General features: G+C 65.4%; 13 protein-coding genes. 2 read left to right on the forward strand and 11 right to left on the reverse strand.

Going from position 1 to position 17,818, the window contains the following annotated elements; all coding sequences use genetic code 11:
- Positions 1-62: 62 nt before the first annotated feature.
- From typA to ASD94_RS17905, 10 genes are all read right to left on the reverse strand, one after another.
- On the reverse strand, positions 63-1,886 hold the full coding sequence (gene typA / locus ASD94_RS17860) for a translational GTPase TypA (protein WP_056645675.1): 1,824 nt from the start codon (positions 1,884-1,886) through the stop codon (positions 63-65).
- On the reverse strand, positions 1,883-2,884 hold the full coding sequence (truB, locus tag ASD94_RS17865) for a tRNA pseudouridine(55) synthase TruB (protein WP_056645678.1): 1,002 nt from the start codon (positions 2,882-2,884) through the stop codon (positions 1,883-1,885). The genes typA and truB overlap by 4 nt, the downstream gene beginning before the upstream one ends.
- 3 nt (positions 2,885-2,887) lie before the next feature.
- The gene (gene rbfA, locus ASD94_RS17870; RefSeq protein ID WP_056645684.1) at positions 2,888-3,259 is read right to left on the reverse strand and encodes a 30S ribosome-binding factor RbfA; all 372 of its coding nucleotides are present in this window, start codon (positions 3,257-3,259) and stop codon (positions 2,888-2,890) included.
- 32 nt (positions 3,260-3,291) lie between these two features.
- Positions 3,292-6,165 carry a translation initiation factor IF-2 gene (gene infB, locus ASD94_RS17875; RefSeq protein WP_056645692.1) on the reverse strand — a complete coding sequence of 958 codons (2,874 nt, stop codon included), beginning with the start codon at positions 6,163-6,165 and terminating at the stop codon, positions 3,292-3,294.
- 24 nt (positions 6,166-6,189) lie between these two features.
- Positions 6,190-7,674 carry a transcription termination factor NusA gene (gene nusA / locus ASD94_RS17880; protein ID WP_056645696.1) on the reverse strand — a complete coding sequence of 495 codons (1,485 nt, stop codon included), beginning with the start codon at positions 7,672-7,674 and terminating at the stop codon, positions 6,190-6,192.
- 79 nt (positions 7,675-7,753) lie between these two features.
- The gene (gene rimP, locus ASD94_RS17885; RefSeq protein WP_056645699.1) at positions 7,754-8,350 is read right to left on the reverse strand and encodes a ribosome maturation factor RimP; all 597 of its coding nucleotides are present in this window, start codon (positions 8,348-8,350) and stop codon (positions 7,754-7,756) included.
- Between the two features lie 276 nt (positions 8,351-8,626).
- Positions 8,627-11,977 carry a DEAD/DEAH box helicase gene (locus tag ASD94_RS17890; protein ID WP_056645702.1) on the reverse strand — a complete coding sequence of 1,117 codons (3,351 nt, stop codon included), beginning with the start codon at positions 11,975-11,977 and terminating at the stop codon, positions 8,627-8,629.
- A gap of 201 nt (positions 11,978-12,178) precedes the next feature.
- Positions 12,179-12,580 (reverse strand): thioredoxin family protein, encoded by a 402-nt coding sequence (locus ASD94_RS17895; protein WP_056645705.1) that lies wholly within the window; start codon positions 12,578-12,580, stop codon positions 12,179-12,181.
- 60 nt (positions 12,581-12,640) lie between these two features.
- Positions 12,641-13,921 carry a c-type cytochrome gene (locus ASD94_RS17900; protein WP_056645710.1) on the reverse strand — a complete coding sequence of 427 codons (1,281 nt, stop codon included), beginning with the start codon at positions 13,919-13,921 and terminating at the stop codon, positions 12,641-12,643.
- Positions 13,922-13,935: 14 nt separating this feature from the next.
- The gene (locus ASD94_RS17905) at positions 13,936-14,748 is read right to left on the reverse strand and encodes a c-type cytochrome (protein WP_056645711.1); all 813 of its coding nucleotides are present in this window, start codon (positions 14,746-14,748) and stop codon (positions 13,936-13,938) included.
- Between the two features lie 157 nt (positions 14,749-14,905).
- Here ASD94_RS17905 and ASD94_RS17910 point away from each other — a divergent pair, with 157 nt between their 5' ends.
- On the forward strand, positions 14,906-16,372 hold the full coding sequence (locus ASD94_RS17910; RefSeq protein ID WP_056645713.1) for a PLP-dependent aminotransferase family protein: 1,467 nt from the start codon (positions 14,906-14,908) through the stop codon (positions 16,370-16,372).
- 261 nt (positions 16,373-16,633) lie between these two features.
- Positions 16,634-16,987, forward strand: coding sequence for a hypothetical protein (locus ASD94_RS17915; RefSeq protein ID WP_056645714.1), 354 nt, complete (start codon positions 16,634-16,636; stop codon positions 16,985-16,987).
- A gap of 81 nt (positions 16,988-17,068) precedes the next feature.
- On the opposite strand, the gene ASD94_RS17920 is transcribed toward ASD94_RS17915, so the two are convergent.
- Complete coding sequence (locus tag ASD94_RS17920; RefSeq protein WP_056645717.1) at positions 17,069-17,800, reverse strand: type II secretion system protein; 732 nt, start codon at positions 17,798-17,800, stop codon at positions 17,069-17,071.
- Positions 17,801-17,818: the final 18 nt, after the last annotated feature.

Raw genomic sequence — 17,818 nt, forward strand, 5'->3', positions numbered from 1 at the left:
CGGGTTGCAGACGGAAAAAAGGCCACTGCGCAGCAGTGGCCCTTCCGGGAACGCTCAGCCCATCAGGACCGGGAAGCGCGCTTGCGCTCGTTTTCGGTCAGGTGGCGCTTGCGCAGACGCACGGACTTGGGCGTGATCTCGACCAGTTCGTCGTCCTCGATGAATTCCACGCCGTATTCGAGCGTGAGGTCGATCGGGGGCGTGATCTTGATCGCGTCTTCCTTGCCGGACACGCGGAAGTTGGTCAGCTGCTTGGTGCGCGTGGCGTTCACCACCAGGTCGTTGTCGCGGCTGTGGATGCCGACGATCATGCCTTCGTACACAGGGTCGTTCGCCTTCACGAACATGCGGCCGCGGTCGTCCAGCTTGCCCAGGGCGTAGGTGAAGATTTCACCGTCGTCCATGGAGATCAGCACACCGTTCTTGCGGCCACCGATGTCGCCCTTGTGCGGCTCGTAGCTGTCGAAGATGTTGGAGATCAGGCCCGAACCACGCGTCAAGTTCAGGAACTCGTTGGTGAAACCGATCAGGCCACGGGCCGGGATGCGGTATTCCAGGCGCACGCGGCCACGGCCGTCGGACTCCATGTTCACCAGCTCGCCCTTGCGCTCGCCCAGGGCCTGCATCACGCCGCCTTGGTGGCCTTCTTCGATGTCGGCCGTCACCAGCTCGATAGGCTCGTGCTTGACGCCGTCGATGTCCTTGAACACCACGCGGGGCTTGGACACAGCCAGTTCGTAGCCTTCGCGGCGCATGTTTTCCAAGAGGATGGTCAGGTGCAGTTCACCACGGCCCATCACTTCGAAGATGCCTTCTTCGTCGGTCTCGTTCACGCGCAGGGCCACGTTGTGCTGCAGTTCCTTCTGCAGGCGGTCCCAGATCTGGCGGCTGGTCACGAACTTGCCTTCACGACCTGCCAGCGGCGAGGTGTTCACGCAGAAGTTCATGGTCAGCGTGGGCTCGTCCACCTTGAGCATGGGCAGCGGCGCGGGGTTGGCAGGGTCGGTCACAGTCACGCCGATGCCGATGTCTTCAATGCCGTTGATCAGCACGATGTCGCCAGGGCCTGCCAGGGGCGTCTGCATGCGATCCAGACCTTGGAACGTCAGCACCTGATTCACGCGGCCCTTGACGGCCTTGCCATCAGGACCTTCCATGACGACCACGTCCATCATGGGCTTGAGGGTGCCTTGGCTGATACGGCCCACGCCGATGCGGCCCACGAAGGTGGAGAAATCCAGCGCCGAGATCTGCAGCTGCAGCGGGGCGTTGGCGTCACCCGTGTTCGGTGGCACGTGCGAGAGGATGGTGTCGAACAGGGCCGACATGTCGGGGCCCCACTGCTCGCCAGGCGCGCCTTCTTCCAGCGACGACCAGCCGTTGATGCCCGAGGCGTACACCACGGGGAAGTCGAGTTGCTCGTCGGTGGCGCCCAGCTTGTCGAACAGGTCGAACGCAGCGTTCACAACCTTGTCGGGGTTGGCACCGGGCTTGTCCACCTTGTTCACCACCAGGATGGGGCGCAGGCCCAGGGCCAGGGCCTTCTTGGTCACGAAACGCGTCTGGGGCATGGGGCCTTCTTGCGCATCGATCAGCAGCACCACGCTGTCCACCATGGACAGGGCACGTTCCACTTCGCCGCCGAAGTCCGCGTGGCCGGGGGTGTCCACGATGTTGATGTGCGTACCCTTCCAGCTCACGGCGCAGTTCTTGGCCAGGATGGTGATGCCGCGTTCCTTTTCGATCGCGTTGTTGTCCATCACGGTATCGACGACCTTTTCGTGGTCGGCAAAAGTGCCGGACTGGCGCAGCAGCTGGTCAACCATGGTGGTTTTGCCATGGTCAACGTGGGCAATGATGGCGATGTTGCGGATTTGTTTAGTCATAGTTTTTCCAATGTGCCGCTGTGCGCTGTTGGCGCGGAATGCGGCGTGCCTTCCAAAATTTGTTGAATTTCCAGCGGACTCAGGAGCCTGTCCGGCACCAGCTCCCCGCCCACGATGTGGCCCACCCCCAGCAGCGCCGGGGGATTCTCGCCAAACACCGCCACGGCACTGGCATCGGGCCAGTTGCCGCGACGCCGCACGCCCGACAGGAACCGGACTGCATTCTCGCTGTTCAGCGTGACACGCACGTGTTGTGCCAGCAGGGATTCAGGTGCTTCCAGACAGGCAACGCGTTCCGCCTCGGGCAAGGCCTCCAGCTGCGCCAGCGAGATGCAGCGCTCCACGCCAAGGCCCCCGGTATCGATGCGGCGCAAAAAGGTCAGGTGCGCGCCACAACCCAGTGCCGCACCAATGTCCTCACCCAAGGTGCGAATGTAAGTGCCCTTGCTGCAGGTTACTATTATTTTGATAGCTGTCTGCGCATGATCGGTCTGCACCAGCGTAAGTTTAAGGTCATGAATGACCACGTCGCGCGCCTCGCGCTCCACCGTGACACCGGCGCGCGCATATTCGTACAGCGCCTTGCCGTCCTTTTTGAGCGCGCTGTGCATGGGCGGCACCTGGCGAATGGGGCCGGTGAACTGCCGTTGCACAGCCGCCAGGCGCTCTGGAGTCGCCTGCTCAGGCAGCACCTCACGCCGCTCCACCACGTCGCCCTCGGCGTCGCCGGTGGTGGTGGTGACACCCAGCAGCGCCACGGCTTCATAGGTTTTCGGTGCGTTCAGTTGCAGCTGGCTGAACTTGGTAGCCGCCCCAAAACACAGGGGCAATACCCCGGAGGCCAGCGGGTCCAGCGTGCCGGTGTGGCCCGCCTTCTCGGCGCGCAGCAGCCATTTCGCCTTTTGCAAGGCGTCATTGCTCGACAGGCCGAGCGGTTTATCGAGCAGCAACACCCCATGCACAGGGCGCCGCTGCACCCTGGTGCGTGGCGCGTTCATGGACTAGTCCTCTTTCGCGCGCGAAGAAACGGCCTTGGCAATCAAGGCGTTCATGTCGGCCGCACGCTCGGAGGTGCGGTCGAACACGAAGTGCAGCGTAGGCACGGTGTGGATGTGCAGACGCTTGAACAGACCATTGCGCAGGAATCCCGCCGCCTGGTTGAGCGCCGCCTGGGTTTCCACAGGGTCGCCCGTCAGCAGGCTGAAGAACACCTTGGCGTGGGCGTAGTCGGGGGTCACCTCCACGCCCTGCAGCGTCACCATGCCCACGCGCGGGTCTTTCAACTCGCGCGCGATCAGTTCCGTCAGATCGCGCTGGATCTGATCGGCCACCTTGAAGGCGCGGTTGGGGGTGGCAGATTTCTTCGCAGCCATGTCGTAGTCGTCGCTCTCGTCGTCGCCCCGCTTTACAGCGTGCGTGCGATTTCCTTGATATCAAAGAATTCGAGTTGATCGCCTTCCTTGATGTCGTTGTAGTTCTTGAGCTTGATACCGCACTCGAAGCCTTCCTTGACTTCCTTGACATCGTCCTTGAGACGCTTGACCGAATCGACTTCGCCCGTGTAGACCACCACGTTGTCGCGCAGCAGACGGAAGCGTGCGTTGCGGTGGACCATGCCCGAGGTGATGTACGAACCAGCAATCGTGCCGATCTTCGTGGCGACGAACACCGTGCGGATCTCGGCCGTGCCGATGACTTCCTCGCGCTGCTCGGGTGCCAGCATGCCGGACATGGCGACCTTGAGCTCGTCCACAGCGTCATAGATGATGCTGTAGTAGTGCAGGTCCACACCGTTGCTCTCGGCCGTCTTGCGCGCACCGGCATCGGCACGCACGTTGAAACCGATCACGATGGCCTTGGAGGCAATGGCCAGGTTGATGTCGGACTCGCTGATACCGCCCACACCGGCATACACCAGCTGGACCTTGATCTCGTCGGTCGAGAGCTTGAGCAACGACTGCGACAGCGCTTCCTGCGAACCTTGCACGTCGGCCTTGACGATGATGGGCAGTGTCTTGACCTCGCCCGCCGTCATGTCGGCGAACATGTTCTCCAGCTTCGCAGCCTGCTGCTTGGCCAGCTTGGTGTTGCGGAACTTGCCAGCGCGGTAGGTGGCGATTTCGCGGGCACGGCGCTCGTCCGTCAGCACCATGAACTCGTCACCTGCCTGCGGCACTTCGGTCAGGCCCTGGATTTCCACGGGGATCGAAGGACCGGCCGTCTTGGCCACGCGGCCGTTTTCGTCCAGCATGGCGCGCACACGACCAAAGGTCTGGCCGGCCAGCACCACATCGCCCACCTTGAGCGTGCCGGACTGCACCAGCACCGTGGCCACCGGGCCGCGTCCCTTGTCCAGTTGCGCTTCAATCACCAGGCCCTTGGCCAGCGAGTCGACCGGCGCCTTGAGTTCCAGCACTTCGGCCTGCAGCAGCACCTGCTCCAGCAGCGTGTCGATGCCCATGCCGGTCTTGGAAGACACAGGCACGAACGGCGAATCGCCACCGTATTCTTCAGGCACCACCTCTTCCACCACCAGTTCCTGCTTGACGCGGTCGGGGTTGGCATCGGGCTTGTCGGCCTTGGTGATCGCCACCACGATAGGAACACCCGCCGCCTTGGCGTGCTTGATGGCTTCCTTGGTCTGGGGCATGACGCCGTCATCGGCAGCCACCACCAGGATCACGATGTCGGTCGCCTGGGCACCACGGGCACGCATGGCCGTGAAGGCCTCGTGACCGGGGGTGTCGAGGAAGGACACCATGCCGCGTGGCGTTTCCACGTGATAGGCACCAATGTGCTGCGTGATACCGCCGGCTTCGCCCGCAGCCACCTTCGCGCGGCGGATGTAGTCCAGCAGCGAGGTCTTGCCATGGTCCACGTGGCCCATGACCGTGACCACCGGAGCGCGTGGCAACAGTTCGGCGTCCTTCTGGCCCGAATCTTCGTCGGTGAAGGCTTCTGGATCGTCCAGCGCTGCCACCACCGCCTTGTGGCCCATTTCTTCCACCACGATCATGGCAGTGTCCTGGTCCAGAGGCTGGTTGATGGTGACCATCTGACCCATCTTCATCAACGCCTTGATGACCTCGGACGCCTTGATCGACATCTTGTGCGCCAGCTCGGCCACGGTGATGGTCTCGGGCACATGCACTTCGATGATGCGCGCCTCGGCCGGTGCAGCCTGCTGGTGATCATCACGGTGGTCGCGGTTGTCGCCACGGCGGCCACGGGGGCCACCACGCCAGTTGTTGCGACCGACACCGCCGCTGCTGTCGCCGCGGGTCTTGATTTCCTTCTTCTTGGCCGTGTCATTGGCCCAGCTGGAAGACAGCTTGGCCGATTTGACTTCCTTGCCCGCGCCGGGCGCACCTGCGCCGGCCCCGGCAGCGGCGGGAGCCCCTGCGCGCGCCACGCCCGTACCGACAGCCGGCTTGTGCAACGTGCCCTTCTTGGCGTCACCCACCGCAGCGGGCTTGGCCACTGGCTTGGGTTCCTCGGGCTTCTTCGCAACCATGACCGCCTTCTTGGGCGTGGCCATCATGGAGCGGATGGCGGCAGCCTCGGCCTCGGCCTTGCGACGGCGAGCGTCCAGATCGGCTGCGCGCGCGGTTTCCTCGTCGGCACGCGCCTTGGATTCGGCAGCGGCCTTCTCGCGGGCTTCAGTCTGTGCGGCATTGCGCGCAGCAGCTTCAGCAGCCTGTTCGCGGGTGGCTTCCTGCTTGACGGCAGAAGCCTGGGCCTTCTTCTCGGCTTCCTGGGCAGCGTAGGCGGCAGCGCGCTCTTCAGCTTCGCGCTCACGCTTTTCGCGGGCCTCGCGCTCCGCGCGCTTCTCAGCCAGCTCGGCCTCCTGGCGACGGATCAGCTCGGCCTGGCGGCGAGCTTCTTCCTCGCGGCGGGACAGTTCGAGGTCCTCACTCGACACGGCAGGTTCTTCCGCTGCGGCAGGTGCGTGCGACTCGGCAGAGGCCTCGGCACCTTCATCGCGCTGGATGAACGTGCGCTTCTTGCGCACTTCCACCTGGATGGTACGGGCCTTGCCCGTGGCATCGGCCTGCTTGATTTCGCTGGTGGACTTCTTGACCAGCGTGATCTTCTTGCGATCGGCAGAGCTCGTGCCATGGCTGGCCTGCAGGTAGGCCAGCAGCTTTTGCTTGTCCGACTCGGTCAACGCGTCAGAGGGGGCAGCCTTGCCCACGCCCGCAGCCTTGAGCTGGTCGAGCAGGGTTTCAGGCGATTTTTTGAGTTCGGTGGCGAACTCGGCGACAGTGTTACTGGACATATGTGGTTCGTGCCTCCCTGACCTTTACTCTTGCCCCGCGAACCAGTGTTCGCGCGCCTTCATGATCAAGGCCTTGGCTTCTTCTGCAGACTGTCCGGTCAGGTCGGTCAGTTCATCAATGGCCAGATCGGCCAGGTCGTCACGTGTGTGCACACCGCCTTCAGCCAACTTGGCAATCAGCTCGGGGGTGAGGCCTTCGAGGTCGCGCAGGTCCTGGGAGACCTCTTCCACGCTTTCCTCACGGGCGATTTCCATGGTGAGCAGCGCGTCCTTGGCGCGGGCACGCAGCTCGTTGACGGTGTCTTCGTCGAAGCTTTCGATCTCCAGCATCTCCTGCAGCGGCACGTAGGCCACTTCTTCGAGGCTGTTGAAACCTTCGGAGATCAGGATGTCGGCGATTTCCTCGTCCACATCCAGCTTTTCCATGAACAACTTGCGGGCAGTGTCGGTCTCGTTGGCCTGCTTTTGCGCGCTTTCGGCGGCGTCCATGATGTTGATCTTCCAGCCGGTCAGGTCGGACGCCAGGCGCACGTTCTGACCACCACGGCCAATGGCGATGGCAAGGTTTTCCTCGTCCACCACCACGTCCATGGCGTGCTTTTCTTCATCGACCACGATAGAGGACACGTTGGCCGGGGCCAGTGCACCAATCACGAACTGTGCCGGGTCTTCCGACCACAGCACGATGTCCACGCGCTCGCCAGCGAGCTCGTTGGTGACCGCATTCACACGGGTGCCGCGCACGCCGACGCAAGTGCCGATGGGGTCCACACGCTTGTCGTGCGACAGCACGGCGATCTTGGCGCGCGAGCCGGGGTCACGGGCGCAGGACTTGATCTCCAGCAGGCCTTGCTCGATCTCGGGCACTTCGTTGCGGAAGAGCTCGATCATGAACTCGGGCGCCGAACGCGACAGGATGATGGGTGCGCCACGCAGCGTGAGGTCGACTTCCATGATCATGGCCCGCACGCGGTCGCCGCTGCGCAGGTTTTCCTTGGGGATCATTTCGTTGCGACGCAGACGACCTTCCACGCGGCCGGACTCGACAATGATGTCGCCCTTGTCCATGCGCTTGACGGTACCGGTGAAGATCTTTTCGCCGCGCGACATGAAGTCGTTGAGCAACATTTCGCGCTCGGCGTCACGGATCTTCTGGAGGATGACCTGCTTGGCGGCCATGGCGCCGATGCGCCCGATGGGCACGGACTCGACGCCTTCCTCGATGTACTCACCGACTTCGATGTCGGGGATGCGGTCGCGCGCATCCATGAGCAGTTCTTCGGCTTCAGGGTTTTGCAGGCCGGCATCGTCGGGCACGACCAGCCAGCGACGGAAAGTCTCGTAGTTGCCGCTGTCGCGATCGACGGACACACGAATGTCCACCTCGCCCTGGTACAGCTTCTTGGTAGCCTGGGCCAGGGCCGACTCCACGGCGCCCAAGACCACATCACGCTCCACGTTCTTTTCGCGCGAAATGGCCTCAACCAACATCAACAATTCGCGATTCATGCGACGACTCTCCTATTTCAATCACCCGAGGGCGGGGCTGCGCGCTGCGGCCACCCACCCCACAATTTTCAGCAGCAAATCAGGCGGGTGCCGCCCCGGCCTTGCCTGCGCGCCCCTTGAAGTCCACGATGGGCGCCAGGCGCACATCACGGCACTCGTCCAGGGTAAAGCCCATCGCCTGCAAAGGGGCTGGCACGCGTTTCTTGCTGACTCTTTGACCTGGCTTGACCGGCGGCTCGTCGCTCCAGACGATCTGCCAGCCACCAGCCTCGGCCCGCTCCAGCGTGCCGCGAAATTTCTTGCGGGTGGCGTTGACCTGCCCTCCCGCTGCTGCGGCGCCGATGGGCGCCTTCAGGGTGATGTCGATGACCGAGCCCTCGAAACGCACGAAGTCTTGCTCGTGGCGCAGAGGCCGGTCGATACCGGGGGATGACACTTCGAGGCGCTTGTACTCGACGCCATCGACCTCCAGCGCAAACTGCAGCTGGCGGGTGACCTTCTCGCAATCCTCGACCGTCACGAACTGCTCGATCAGGGGCTGGGGCGCATCAGCGGCAGGCTGCACCCAAGGCAAGTCGATGGTGACGCGCAACAGGCCACCGGCAGAGCGCTCGATCTCCACCAGGTCATACCCCAGGCCCGCCACAATTTGTTCAACGACTTGCTGCAATGCCACGTGTTCAGTTCAATCCCGGAAAAACAAAAAACCCGATAACCCCCGGAGACTCTTCCCCGACAGCTTCGAGCTCCAAAAGCGTTCGACCAAAAAAAACGGGCGGTTGGTACCCGCCCGTTTGGTCGTGAGAATCGTATTGTAGCCTGTAAAGTGTTGATTTGCAAAGGCGAGGACCGCGAAAACTGTTGTCAACCTGCCCAAGCCAGTGTTCATGCAGCCTGCCGGGCGGCCGCGTGCCAAATCTGCATCTCCCGCTGGCCCGGAGCGCGCCAGCCGCTATGACACTGATAGCGGCTGCAGTAGCTCTGCCAGATCGGTTTCGGTAAAGAGCGGCTCCTTGCGAGCGGCCGCGCCGCTGTACAGGCTGTCTGCCAGTTCGGCCTTGCGCTCCTGCAGCGCCAGGATCTTTTCTTCAATCGTGCCCTGCGCCACCAGCTTGATCACCCACAGGCTTTGCGTCTGGCCGATGCGGTGGGCGCGGTCGGTGGCCTGGTCCTCTACCGCCGGGTTCCACCAGGGGTCGAAATGGATCACGGTGTCGGCCTGCGGCAGGTTCAGCCCCACCCCGCCCGCCTTGAGGCTGATGAGGAACAGGGGCACCTGCCCGCTGGTGAACTGCTCGATGATCGCGTCGCGCTTGACACTTTGCCCTGTGAGCTTGACCCAGGGCAGGTTGCGCGCCTTCAGCTCGGCCTCGATCAGCGTGAGCATGCTGGTGAACTGTGAGAAAAGCAAAACACGACGCCCCTCGGCCAGCATTTCGGGCAGCAGTGCCATCAAGTGGCCGAGCTTGGCCGACGTCTTGACCTTGGCAGCAGCCTCCAGCGGCACCAGCTGCGGGTGGCAGCACACCTGCCGCAGCTTGAGCAGTGCGTCCAGGATCGTGATCTGCGATTGCGCCAGCCCCTTGGACTGCAACGCCTCGCGCACGGTCTTTTCCATACCCAGACGGATGGTTTCGTACAGGTCGGCCTGCGCGCCCGTCAGCTCCACGGGCATGACCGATTCCACCTTGGGCGGAAGCTCCCCCGCCACCAGGGCCTTGGTGCGCCGCAGCATGAAGGGCGTGATGCGCGCACGCAGTTGCGCCATGCGCGCGCCGTCGCCCTGCTTTTCAATGGGGGTGCGAAACACCTCCTTGAAGCGCGTCGCGCTGCCCAGAAAGCCCGGCATCAAGAAGTGGAACAGGCTCCAGATCTCGCCCAGGTGGTTTTCCATGGGGGTGCCCGACAGGCACAGCCGGTGTCGCGCCTGCAGCTCGCCCACCACCTGCGCGGCCTGGCTGCTGGCGTTCTTGATGTTCTGGGCTTCGTCCAGCACCACCAGGTGCCATGGGTGCGCCAACCAGCGGTCTCGGTCACGCTGCAACAGCGAATACGGCGCGATGACCAAGTCGTGTGCGGTGACTTCATCGGCCACTTCGTGCCGACCCGCGCCATGCAGCACCAGGCACCGCAGGCCCGGGCAAAAGCGGGCGGCCTCGCGCTGCCAGTTGCCCATCAGGCTCACAGGGGCGATCACCAGGGCGGGGGTAGTCAGCCGCCCCGCGTCTTTTTCGACCTGGATATGCGCCAGGGTCTGCAGCGTTTTGCCCAGGCCCATGTCGTCGGCCAGCACACCGGCCAGGCCGTGGGCCCGCAAAAACTGCAGCCAGTTCAGACCCTGCTGCTGGTACGGGCGCAGCGTGGCGCGCACGCTGGCGGGCAGCGGCACCTCGGGCAAGGCGCTGGCGCCCCGCAGCTGGGCCACCATGTCGTGCAAGGCAGCGGCGCCTTGCCACACCGCGCCCTCGCCCAGCGCAGTACTGGTACGCAGGGCGTCCAGGCGCGAAAGCTTGAGACTGTCGGCGTTGAAATCACGCGCGCGGTCGCCCGCCAGATCGAGCAGTGCGGCCATCCAGGGCCGTAGCGCATCGGTGGGCAGGCGCACAAAGCCAGGGCCGGTCAAAGAGGCCATGTAGACATGCGCAGGCAGCTGGGGCAGGCCCGTCGCAGGGTCCAGCGGCTGGGCTGCGGCGGCAGCGATCAGGTCGGGCAGCCAGCGCAGGATGTTGTGGCGCACGCCATTGATCTCCATGCCCAGTGACAGCGCAAACCAGGGCGATGTGGCCGCATCCTCGCCCTCAGGCTGCAGCACCACATCCAGCCGGTCGGCGCGCTGCACCCAGCCATGGAGTGCCGGGTCCAGCGTGACATCCAACCCCGCGTCGCGCAGCGCTGCAAAGCTGTTGTCCGCCCAGTGCATCCAGTCATCCTGCTGACGCTCGCCCGGGATCCCGAACAGGCCGTCGTCGGTAGCCAGGAGGCCCAGACCTTCCAGGCGCTCGACGGCATGGCGTTCAGCCACCGCATCGCGCTGCAGCAGTACTTGGCCGCCGTCGGCACCGCGCACCAGCACTGCCAGATCCTGCCCTGCCCACCAGCCCACATAGCCCTGGTAGTCAAACCGCAATTGCGCAGTGATGAGCCCCATTTCGGCCACCTTGTTTGCAGGTGACGGGGCCAAATGCAAGCGCGCCACGGGTTTCACGCCCCGCACCTGCGTGAGCGGACCCAGCGCCGGAGGCAAAGGCAACACCCCGCCAATGCGGCGCACCACCTCGGCATGGTGCTTTTGCAGCGCCGCAGCAGCGAGCGCGGGCGCCTTGAGCAGCATGGCCACCTGGGCAGGGCTCAGGCCCTCGGCGTGCACCGGGCCGCAAACGCCCTGGACGGCGTCCAGGTACAAGGGCGGGTGGTTGTCGCAAAGAACCGCAGTGTCGCCCGGCAGCCGTGCCTGTAGCCCCCAGACAGCCTCGCCGCCTTGCGCGGGCGTGGATGCCTGCCACGCCCACGTGATCGGCAGCGCATCGCCCCATTGCAAAGGCGCACCCACGGTAGACCCACCCGCATCCACAAACAGGCGGCCCGTGGCCGCTGCCTGCTCCAGCGCCAGCAGGCCCACCGCGCCCTCCAGCACCCCGATGGGCGCGACGCTGTAGGCCGAGTAGTAGCCCACGCTGCGCGGCATGGCGCGCAGCAGCTGCAGCACCTGGCGGTCGGCATCGCTGGCGCGGTCGTACACGGCCTGGCCGGGCGCGGGCTGGGTGCGGATCTGCTGCGGCTTGGCCCAGCCGCCCGTGAGCTTGGGGTACGACACCACGGCCTCCAGCTGCAACTGCGGCACGCTGGTGCGCGCCCGCCCTACGGTAGAGACCAGATAGAGATAACACTCGGGCCGCCTCGGCCGTGCGACCGGATCTTGCGGCACGGCAACGCCCAGGGCCCGGTCCCACTCCTGCAGCCAATGCAGAAGGCGGGCCTCGGCCTCGGCGCGCGCCAGGGCCTCTTTGCGCTCCTGCATGGCCTTGAGCGCATCGGCAGCCCGCGTGGACGACGGGCCCTGCGCCGGGTCGCGGTGCGCGGCCTCCAGGGTCAGGGCCACAGCGTGTTTGCAATCTGCCCCCACGGGGCAGCTGCAGTCGCCCGACCATTGCTTGACCTGGCCGTTGGGCGCAAGCACCAGTTGTACGGACACCTCGTACGGGTGGGGCGAGCTGCCCTGCACTTCACCCGCCAGAGCCCAGCGGCCCTCCGCTGGCTGCCGGATACCCACGCGCACCACGTCTGCCTGGCGGTACAGCTCCATGCCTCGCTCCCACGCGCCCTTGTCGCACTGGGCCTGCAGTGAATTGAGCGGGAACCAGGGTGGGCAGGGTGTGGACACGGATTTCGAGCAAAAAGTGGCTGTAGCGCTAGTGGATCATGCGCCATCAGCTATCAAATAAAGAGCATTCAAGCAATTGGCGGTGCTACGGTAACGACCGCTACCAGCCCGCAAGACCGCCCACTAGCCGCCGCGCGCTGCACGCACGCGCTCGAAAACACCCTGGGCGTCGCCCCCCGCCCCCGCACCACCGGGCGCTGCCGCCTGCAGACTGGTCAATAACCGTGTCAGCACCGGCGCCTGCGGCAACAGCGGACCCAGGAACAGGGCCCGCTCGCCGTCGGCAATCAGCAGAGTAGGAAAGGTTTCCACGTCCAGGTCACCGACCAGATCGGACTCATCTTCGATGTCCACCCATTCAAACCGCACGTCCGGGTGCGCACGGGCCAATTCGTCGAACAAGGGGCGGTAGATGCCGCAGGTGCCACACCACGCTGCACACAGGCACACGGCCCACCAGCCGCTGGGCGTGGCGGCACCATGGCTCGTGGGGGTCGGTTCTGGCAGTGCAGCGGGACTGGACATCAAAAGGGCTCCTGGAAGGACCGCGCTGCAGTGCGGCGGGCGCAGGCCCCAGGCCCAGCGCTACATGCCGCGCCGCTCACGCGCGCGATAGACCTCGATGGTACCCACACCCGGCGCCTGATTGCCCCAGCTGTTGCGCACAAACGTGGTCACCGCCGCCACTTCTTCGTCCGACAGCGTCTGCTGAAACGGCGGCATGCCGTGCGGACGCGGATTGCCTGCCGTGGCGGGCAGGTAGCCGCCCTGCAGCACCACGCGCACCAGGTTGGTGGGGTCGGCCAGCGTGACGGCGCGGTTGCCCGCCAGCGCCGGAAATGCGCCGGGCTCGCCCTGCCCCCGGTCGCCATGGCACTGGGCGCATTGCTGCTCGTACACCTTGCCGCCCCGCGCCATCGCGCTGGCGGGGGGCGGGGCCGCGGTGGCTGGCGCCTTGCGGTCCTGCTGCGGCAGGGCCTGCAGGTAGACGGCCATGGCGCGCGCATCGGCGTTGCTCAGGTACTGCGTGCTGCGGAACACCACCTCGGCCATGGGGCCCAGCACCGAGCCCTGCGGGGCCACACCGGTTTTGAGCAGCGCCACCACGTCGTCGGTACGCCACTCCTTCACGCCCGCCTCGTGCGCCGCATTGAGCGCCGGGGCATACCAGTTCTGCACCGGGATCAAACCACCAGTAAAGGCCTTGGCGTCCGACGTGGCGCCCAGTGCATTGCGGGGTGTGTGGCAGGCGGTGCAGTGGCCCAGGCCGTTGACCAGATAGGCGCCCCGGTTGTATTCGGCCGTCTGCGTGGGTTCGGCGGCGGGCGCTCCGGGTGCAAAGAACAGCGCACGCCATACCGCCAATGCCGCCTGCGTGTTGTACGGAAAACGCAGCGCATGGGCGCGGTTGGCATCTGCCGCAGGGGGCAGGCTTTGCAGATAGGCAAAGATGGCGTCCGAATCCTCCGGCGTCACCTGCGTGTAGTTGGGGTACGGAAACGCCGGGACCAGCAGCCGCCCATCCTTGCTGCGGCCATGGTGCATGGCGCGCCAGAACTCGGCCGAGGTCCAGCTGCCAATGCCTTGCGCCCTGTCGGGCGTGAGGTTGGAGCTGTGCACCACGCCAAACGGCGTCTCGATGCCACGCCCGCCCGCAAACGGAGCGCCGCCTGGGGTCGTGTGGCAGGCCATGCAGTTGCCCACACGGGCCAGGTATTCGCCGCGCTGCACCAGTGCAGGCGTGGATTGGAGCGTCTCGGTGGCGGGCAGCGGCTCTTCGCCACGCAGGTTCAGGCTGATCAGCATTGCTGCTGCAATGCCCAAGGCGGCCAGAACGGAAGAAAGGGTCCAGAGGATGCGTTTCATCGGTGCATCCCTTCTCAGCGTGCAGCCGCAGCGGCCACGGGCACTTCGGCCACACCACCGCAGCGGGCGGGCATCGCGGCAGGCAATGTGCGGGCAGGCTTGCCCCCTGCTGCCACCGGCTGCGCGGCCAGCCAGGCCGAGACAGCGCTCACATCGTCGGGCGTGAGCTGGCGCGCAATGTCGGCCATGCAGTCGGGCCGATGCGCACGGCGCTGGCCGGTCTTCCAGGCACCCAGCTGGCTGTTGAGGTAGTCACGCGGCAGGCCCAGCAGGCCGGGGATGGACGGCACCACACCCGTCATGGCCGCGCCGTGGCAGGCCACGCAGGCAGGGATGTTGCGGGCCGCATCGCCCACCTGTACCAGCCTGCGGCCTTGCTCCAGCACGGCGGGCGGCGCCTGGGGTGGCGGCGGGGGTGGGTAAGGCAGGTCGAGCGCAGCAAAGTGCCCGGCCATCTCGCGCAGGTAGTCGTCCGTCAGGTGCTCGATCAAGTAACCCATCTGCGGGTAACTGCGCCGCCCGTCCCGAAAGTTGAGCAGCTGGTTGGCCAGATAGCCCGCTGGCTTGCCCGCAATGCGCGGAAAGTAGCCATCGGGCGTCGCTCGCCCTTCCTTGCCGTGGCAGGCGGTGCAGGCCAGCGCGCGTGAAGACATGGAAGACACGGGCACCGCGGCCGCAGTGGATGCAGTGGCCACCGGGGTTGCAGAGGTGGTGCTGGCAGGCACCGTCTGGGCCACAGCACCGGCGCTCAGGGCCAGCGCCAACAAGGCAGCGGCCGCAGGCAGGCAGAGAACGGGGCGCAGCAGGCTGCGCAGGCAATCGGTCATGGGGATCTTTTTTGTCCGGCAAAGAAACGCTGGGGCGGCCCACAACGGCCCATCACGCAAGGCGTGCGCCCACACAGTCCGCCACTCTACGCTCGACCCTAAAAACAGTACAGATTCAGATTTAGATTAAAAATACAGATCAGTTTGCTTTGCTCCCATGAAACGCTACGAACGCCACGCTGACGCCATCGCCCAGCTCATCCATAGCGGCGCCCTGCGCCCCGGCGACCGCGTGCCCTCGGTGCGCGAGGCCAGCCGCACGCGGGGGATCAGCCCTTCCACCGTGTTCGAGGCGTACTACCTGCTGGAGGCCCAGGGGCTGATCCATGCGCGCCCGCGCTCGGGCTACTACGTCAGCGCCCGCCCCCCCTCCGCCGAGGCCCGCCCGGCAGAGCCCCAGCCCTCGCAGCCTGCGGCCACATCCACCGGGGTGGCGATCAGCGATCTGGTGTTCGAGGTGCTGGGCCTGGCACGCGACCGCGATCTGGTGCCACTGGGCTCGGCCTTTCCGGGGCTGGAGCTGTTTCCGTTGGAGCGTCTGGCACGCTGCCTGGGCAGCGGCATGCGCAAGCTGGACCCCTGGACCATCGTGCAAAGCCTGCCGCCCGGCGACGAGCGCCTGCGCCAGCAGATCGCGCTGCGCTACGGCGTGCACGGCATGGCTATGGACGTGGAAGAAATCATCATCACCAACGGCGCGATGGAGGCGCTCAACCTCTGCTTGGAGGCCGTCACCCAGCCGGGCGACGTGGTGGTGGTCGAATCGCCCACCTTCTACGCCGCGCTGCAGGCCCTGGAGCGGCTGAACCTGCAGGCGCTGGAAATCGCCACCCACCCGCGCGATGGCATCGACCTGGCGGCGCTCGCCGAGGCGCTGGAGCGCCAGCTACCTCACCAGCCCATCAAGGCCTGCTGGCTCATGCCCAGCTTTCAGAACCCGCTGGGCAGCCTGATGCCCGAGGGCAAAAAGCGCGAACTGGTCGCCTTGCTCGCCCGCCACGGCGTGCCGCTGATCGAAGACGATGTGTATGGCGAGCTGCACTTTGGCCCCCAGCGCCCGCCCCCAGCCAAGGCGTTTGATGGCGCGGGGTTGGTGATGCACTGCAGCTCGTTCAGCAAAAGCCTGGCGCCCGGCTACCGCGTGGGCTGGGTGGCGGCGGGCCGCCAAGCCACAGCCGTGCAGCGGCTCAAGCTCATGACCACGCTATCGGCCGCCACGCCATCGCAGCAGGCGCTGTCTGAATACCTGACCCAAGGCGGGTATGACCGGCACCTGCGCGCCCTGCGCCGCAGCCTGGAGCAACAACAGGCGATTGCCCTGGCGGCCGTGGCCCAGCATTTCCCGCCAGGCACCCGCGTGTCGCGGCCCGAGGGCGGGTACTTTCTGTGGGTGGAACTGCCGCCCCAGGTGAACGCGCTGGAGTTGCATCGCTTGGCACTGCAGCAGGGCATCAGCCTGGCGCCGGGGCAGATCTTCTCGGCTGACCAGCGGTTTGCGCACTGCGTGCGCATCAACTATGGACATCCGGCGCAGGGGCGGCTGGAGCCAGCGCTGCGCGCTGTCGGCCTACTGGCCGCCCGGCTGGCACGCGGAGAAATCAGTGAGCAGATTGCTATTAAATAAGGAGCTTTCTGGCTTTTTTCCACAAGCACATTCCGGCAATTTGGCGAAAAAACCGGCATGAGAGACTCCAAAAACACTCCGCCACGGCACCACCACCCGCCACCAAATCCAGCTTTCTCCAAACTGACGCGCGGCGCCTGCGTTGGTTGCACCCAACTCCGGGTTCCTACCGCCCCCACCGCACACACGCCTCGGCATACTGATCGCCGCCCATACCGGGCGGCTCAGCCGGTCCCGCGCACCACCCTCCTCTCCCACACCATGGCCTCACACCAGCCGGTCCCGTTCCTCATGGTCGAAGACGAAGACGACTGGGTCGTGTCTTTTGCCCTCGGGCCCCAGGGGGCCAACCGCCTGACCCTGGTGCGCACGCCCCGCCTGGAATTCATGCTCCGCCCCGAGCAACGCGGCGTGTCCGTCGGCAGTGCCGAGACCGGCCACCGCCCCGCCCTGCTGGTGGCCGTGCAATGGGGCCAGCAGAGCGTGGACGTGGTGTCCACCGCCAAGCGCTACAGCCTGGACATCAGCAAGGTGGACAACGCCACCCGCAACGCGGCGCTGCGCGTGCTGGGCAAGATGAATTTTGACCAGCGGTTTCAGCTGGCCGGGGTGTGACCCCGCAACCAGAGTGAGCCCAGGGCGGCAAGGGGGTGCAGAAGCTCACAAGCCCTGCGCCCTTGGCGCACTGACCGGGCATCAACGCATCATCTTGAACAAGGCAGTGGTGATGGCCACTTGCGACTCATCGAGCGACGTGGGCGTAGTGCTGCCAAACGCCATGCGGTCGTCGATGGGCCAGATTTTCCCCGGCGTGTTGGCCGTGGTGTCGTTCGCGAGCGAAACGTCCCGGAGCCGGCCAAAACGCGCGTCGCTGTTGCCATCGATCTGCTGGTCCAACGCAGCTGCCAGCGAGAACGTGGTGCCGCGAATCACCATCACGTTACGGGGCCGCGTCACGTAGTTGCCCACCGTGGTATCGGGCTCCGCCCAATTCACGCTTTGGAAACACACCTGCACTTCCTGGGGGTTGCCGTTGCTGTCCAGGTACACATAACGGTCTTGCTGACCCTCGGTGCGTCCCGATGGCAGCCGAATGCCGGCGGCCAAGAACGCATTGATCATTGTGTTGCCACACAGCTCTGTAGCGGGAGTGGCGCTGTTGCCATTGATGCGCCCTGTGGGGTTGGTGGGGTTGTCCCCCGGTGGGTAGCCGACGCCGTTAAAAAACGCCTCGTAGGCCAGCTGCCAGCCCTGAATGAAGTCGGTGGAAAGGCGTTGATTTGCCGCAGATCGCTGCAAGTCCCGGCCTACCGCCACCGCGCCCAGCACAAGGCCAATCACCACCAGGGCAATGCTCAGTTCAAGAAGCGAAAAACCGCGCTGCCGCCCCGCGGACGGCGCGCAATGGTTTGTGGGTTTCGTTGTCATGGTGTGTCGCTCTTTGAG

It is taken from the genome of Acidovorax sp. Root70, from assembly GCF_001428225.1.
Classification (GTDB): Bacteria; Pseudomonadota; Gammaproteobacteria; order Burkholderiales; family Burkholderiaceae_C; genus Acidovorax.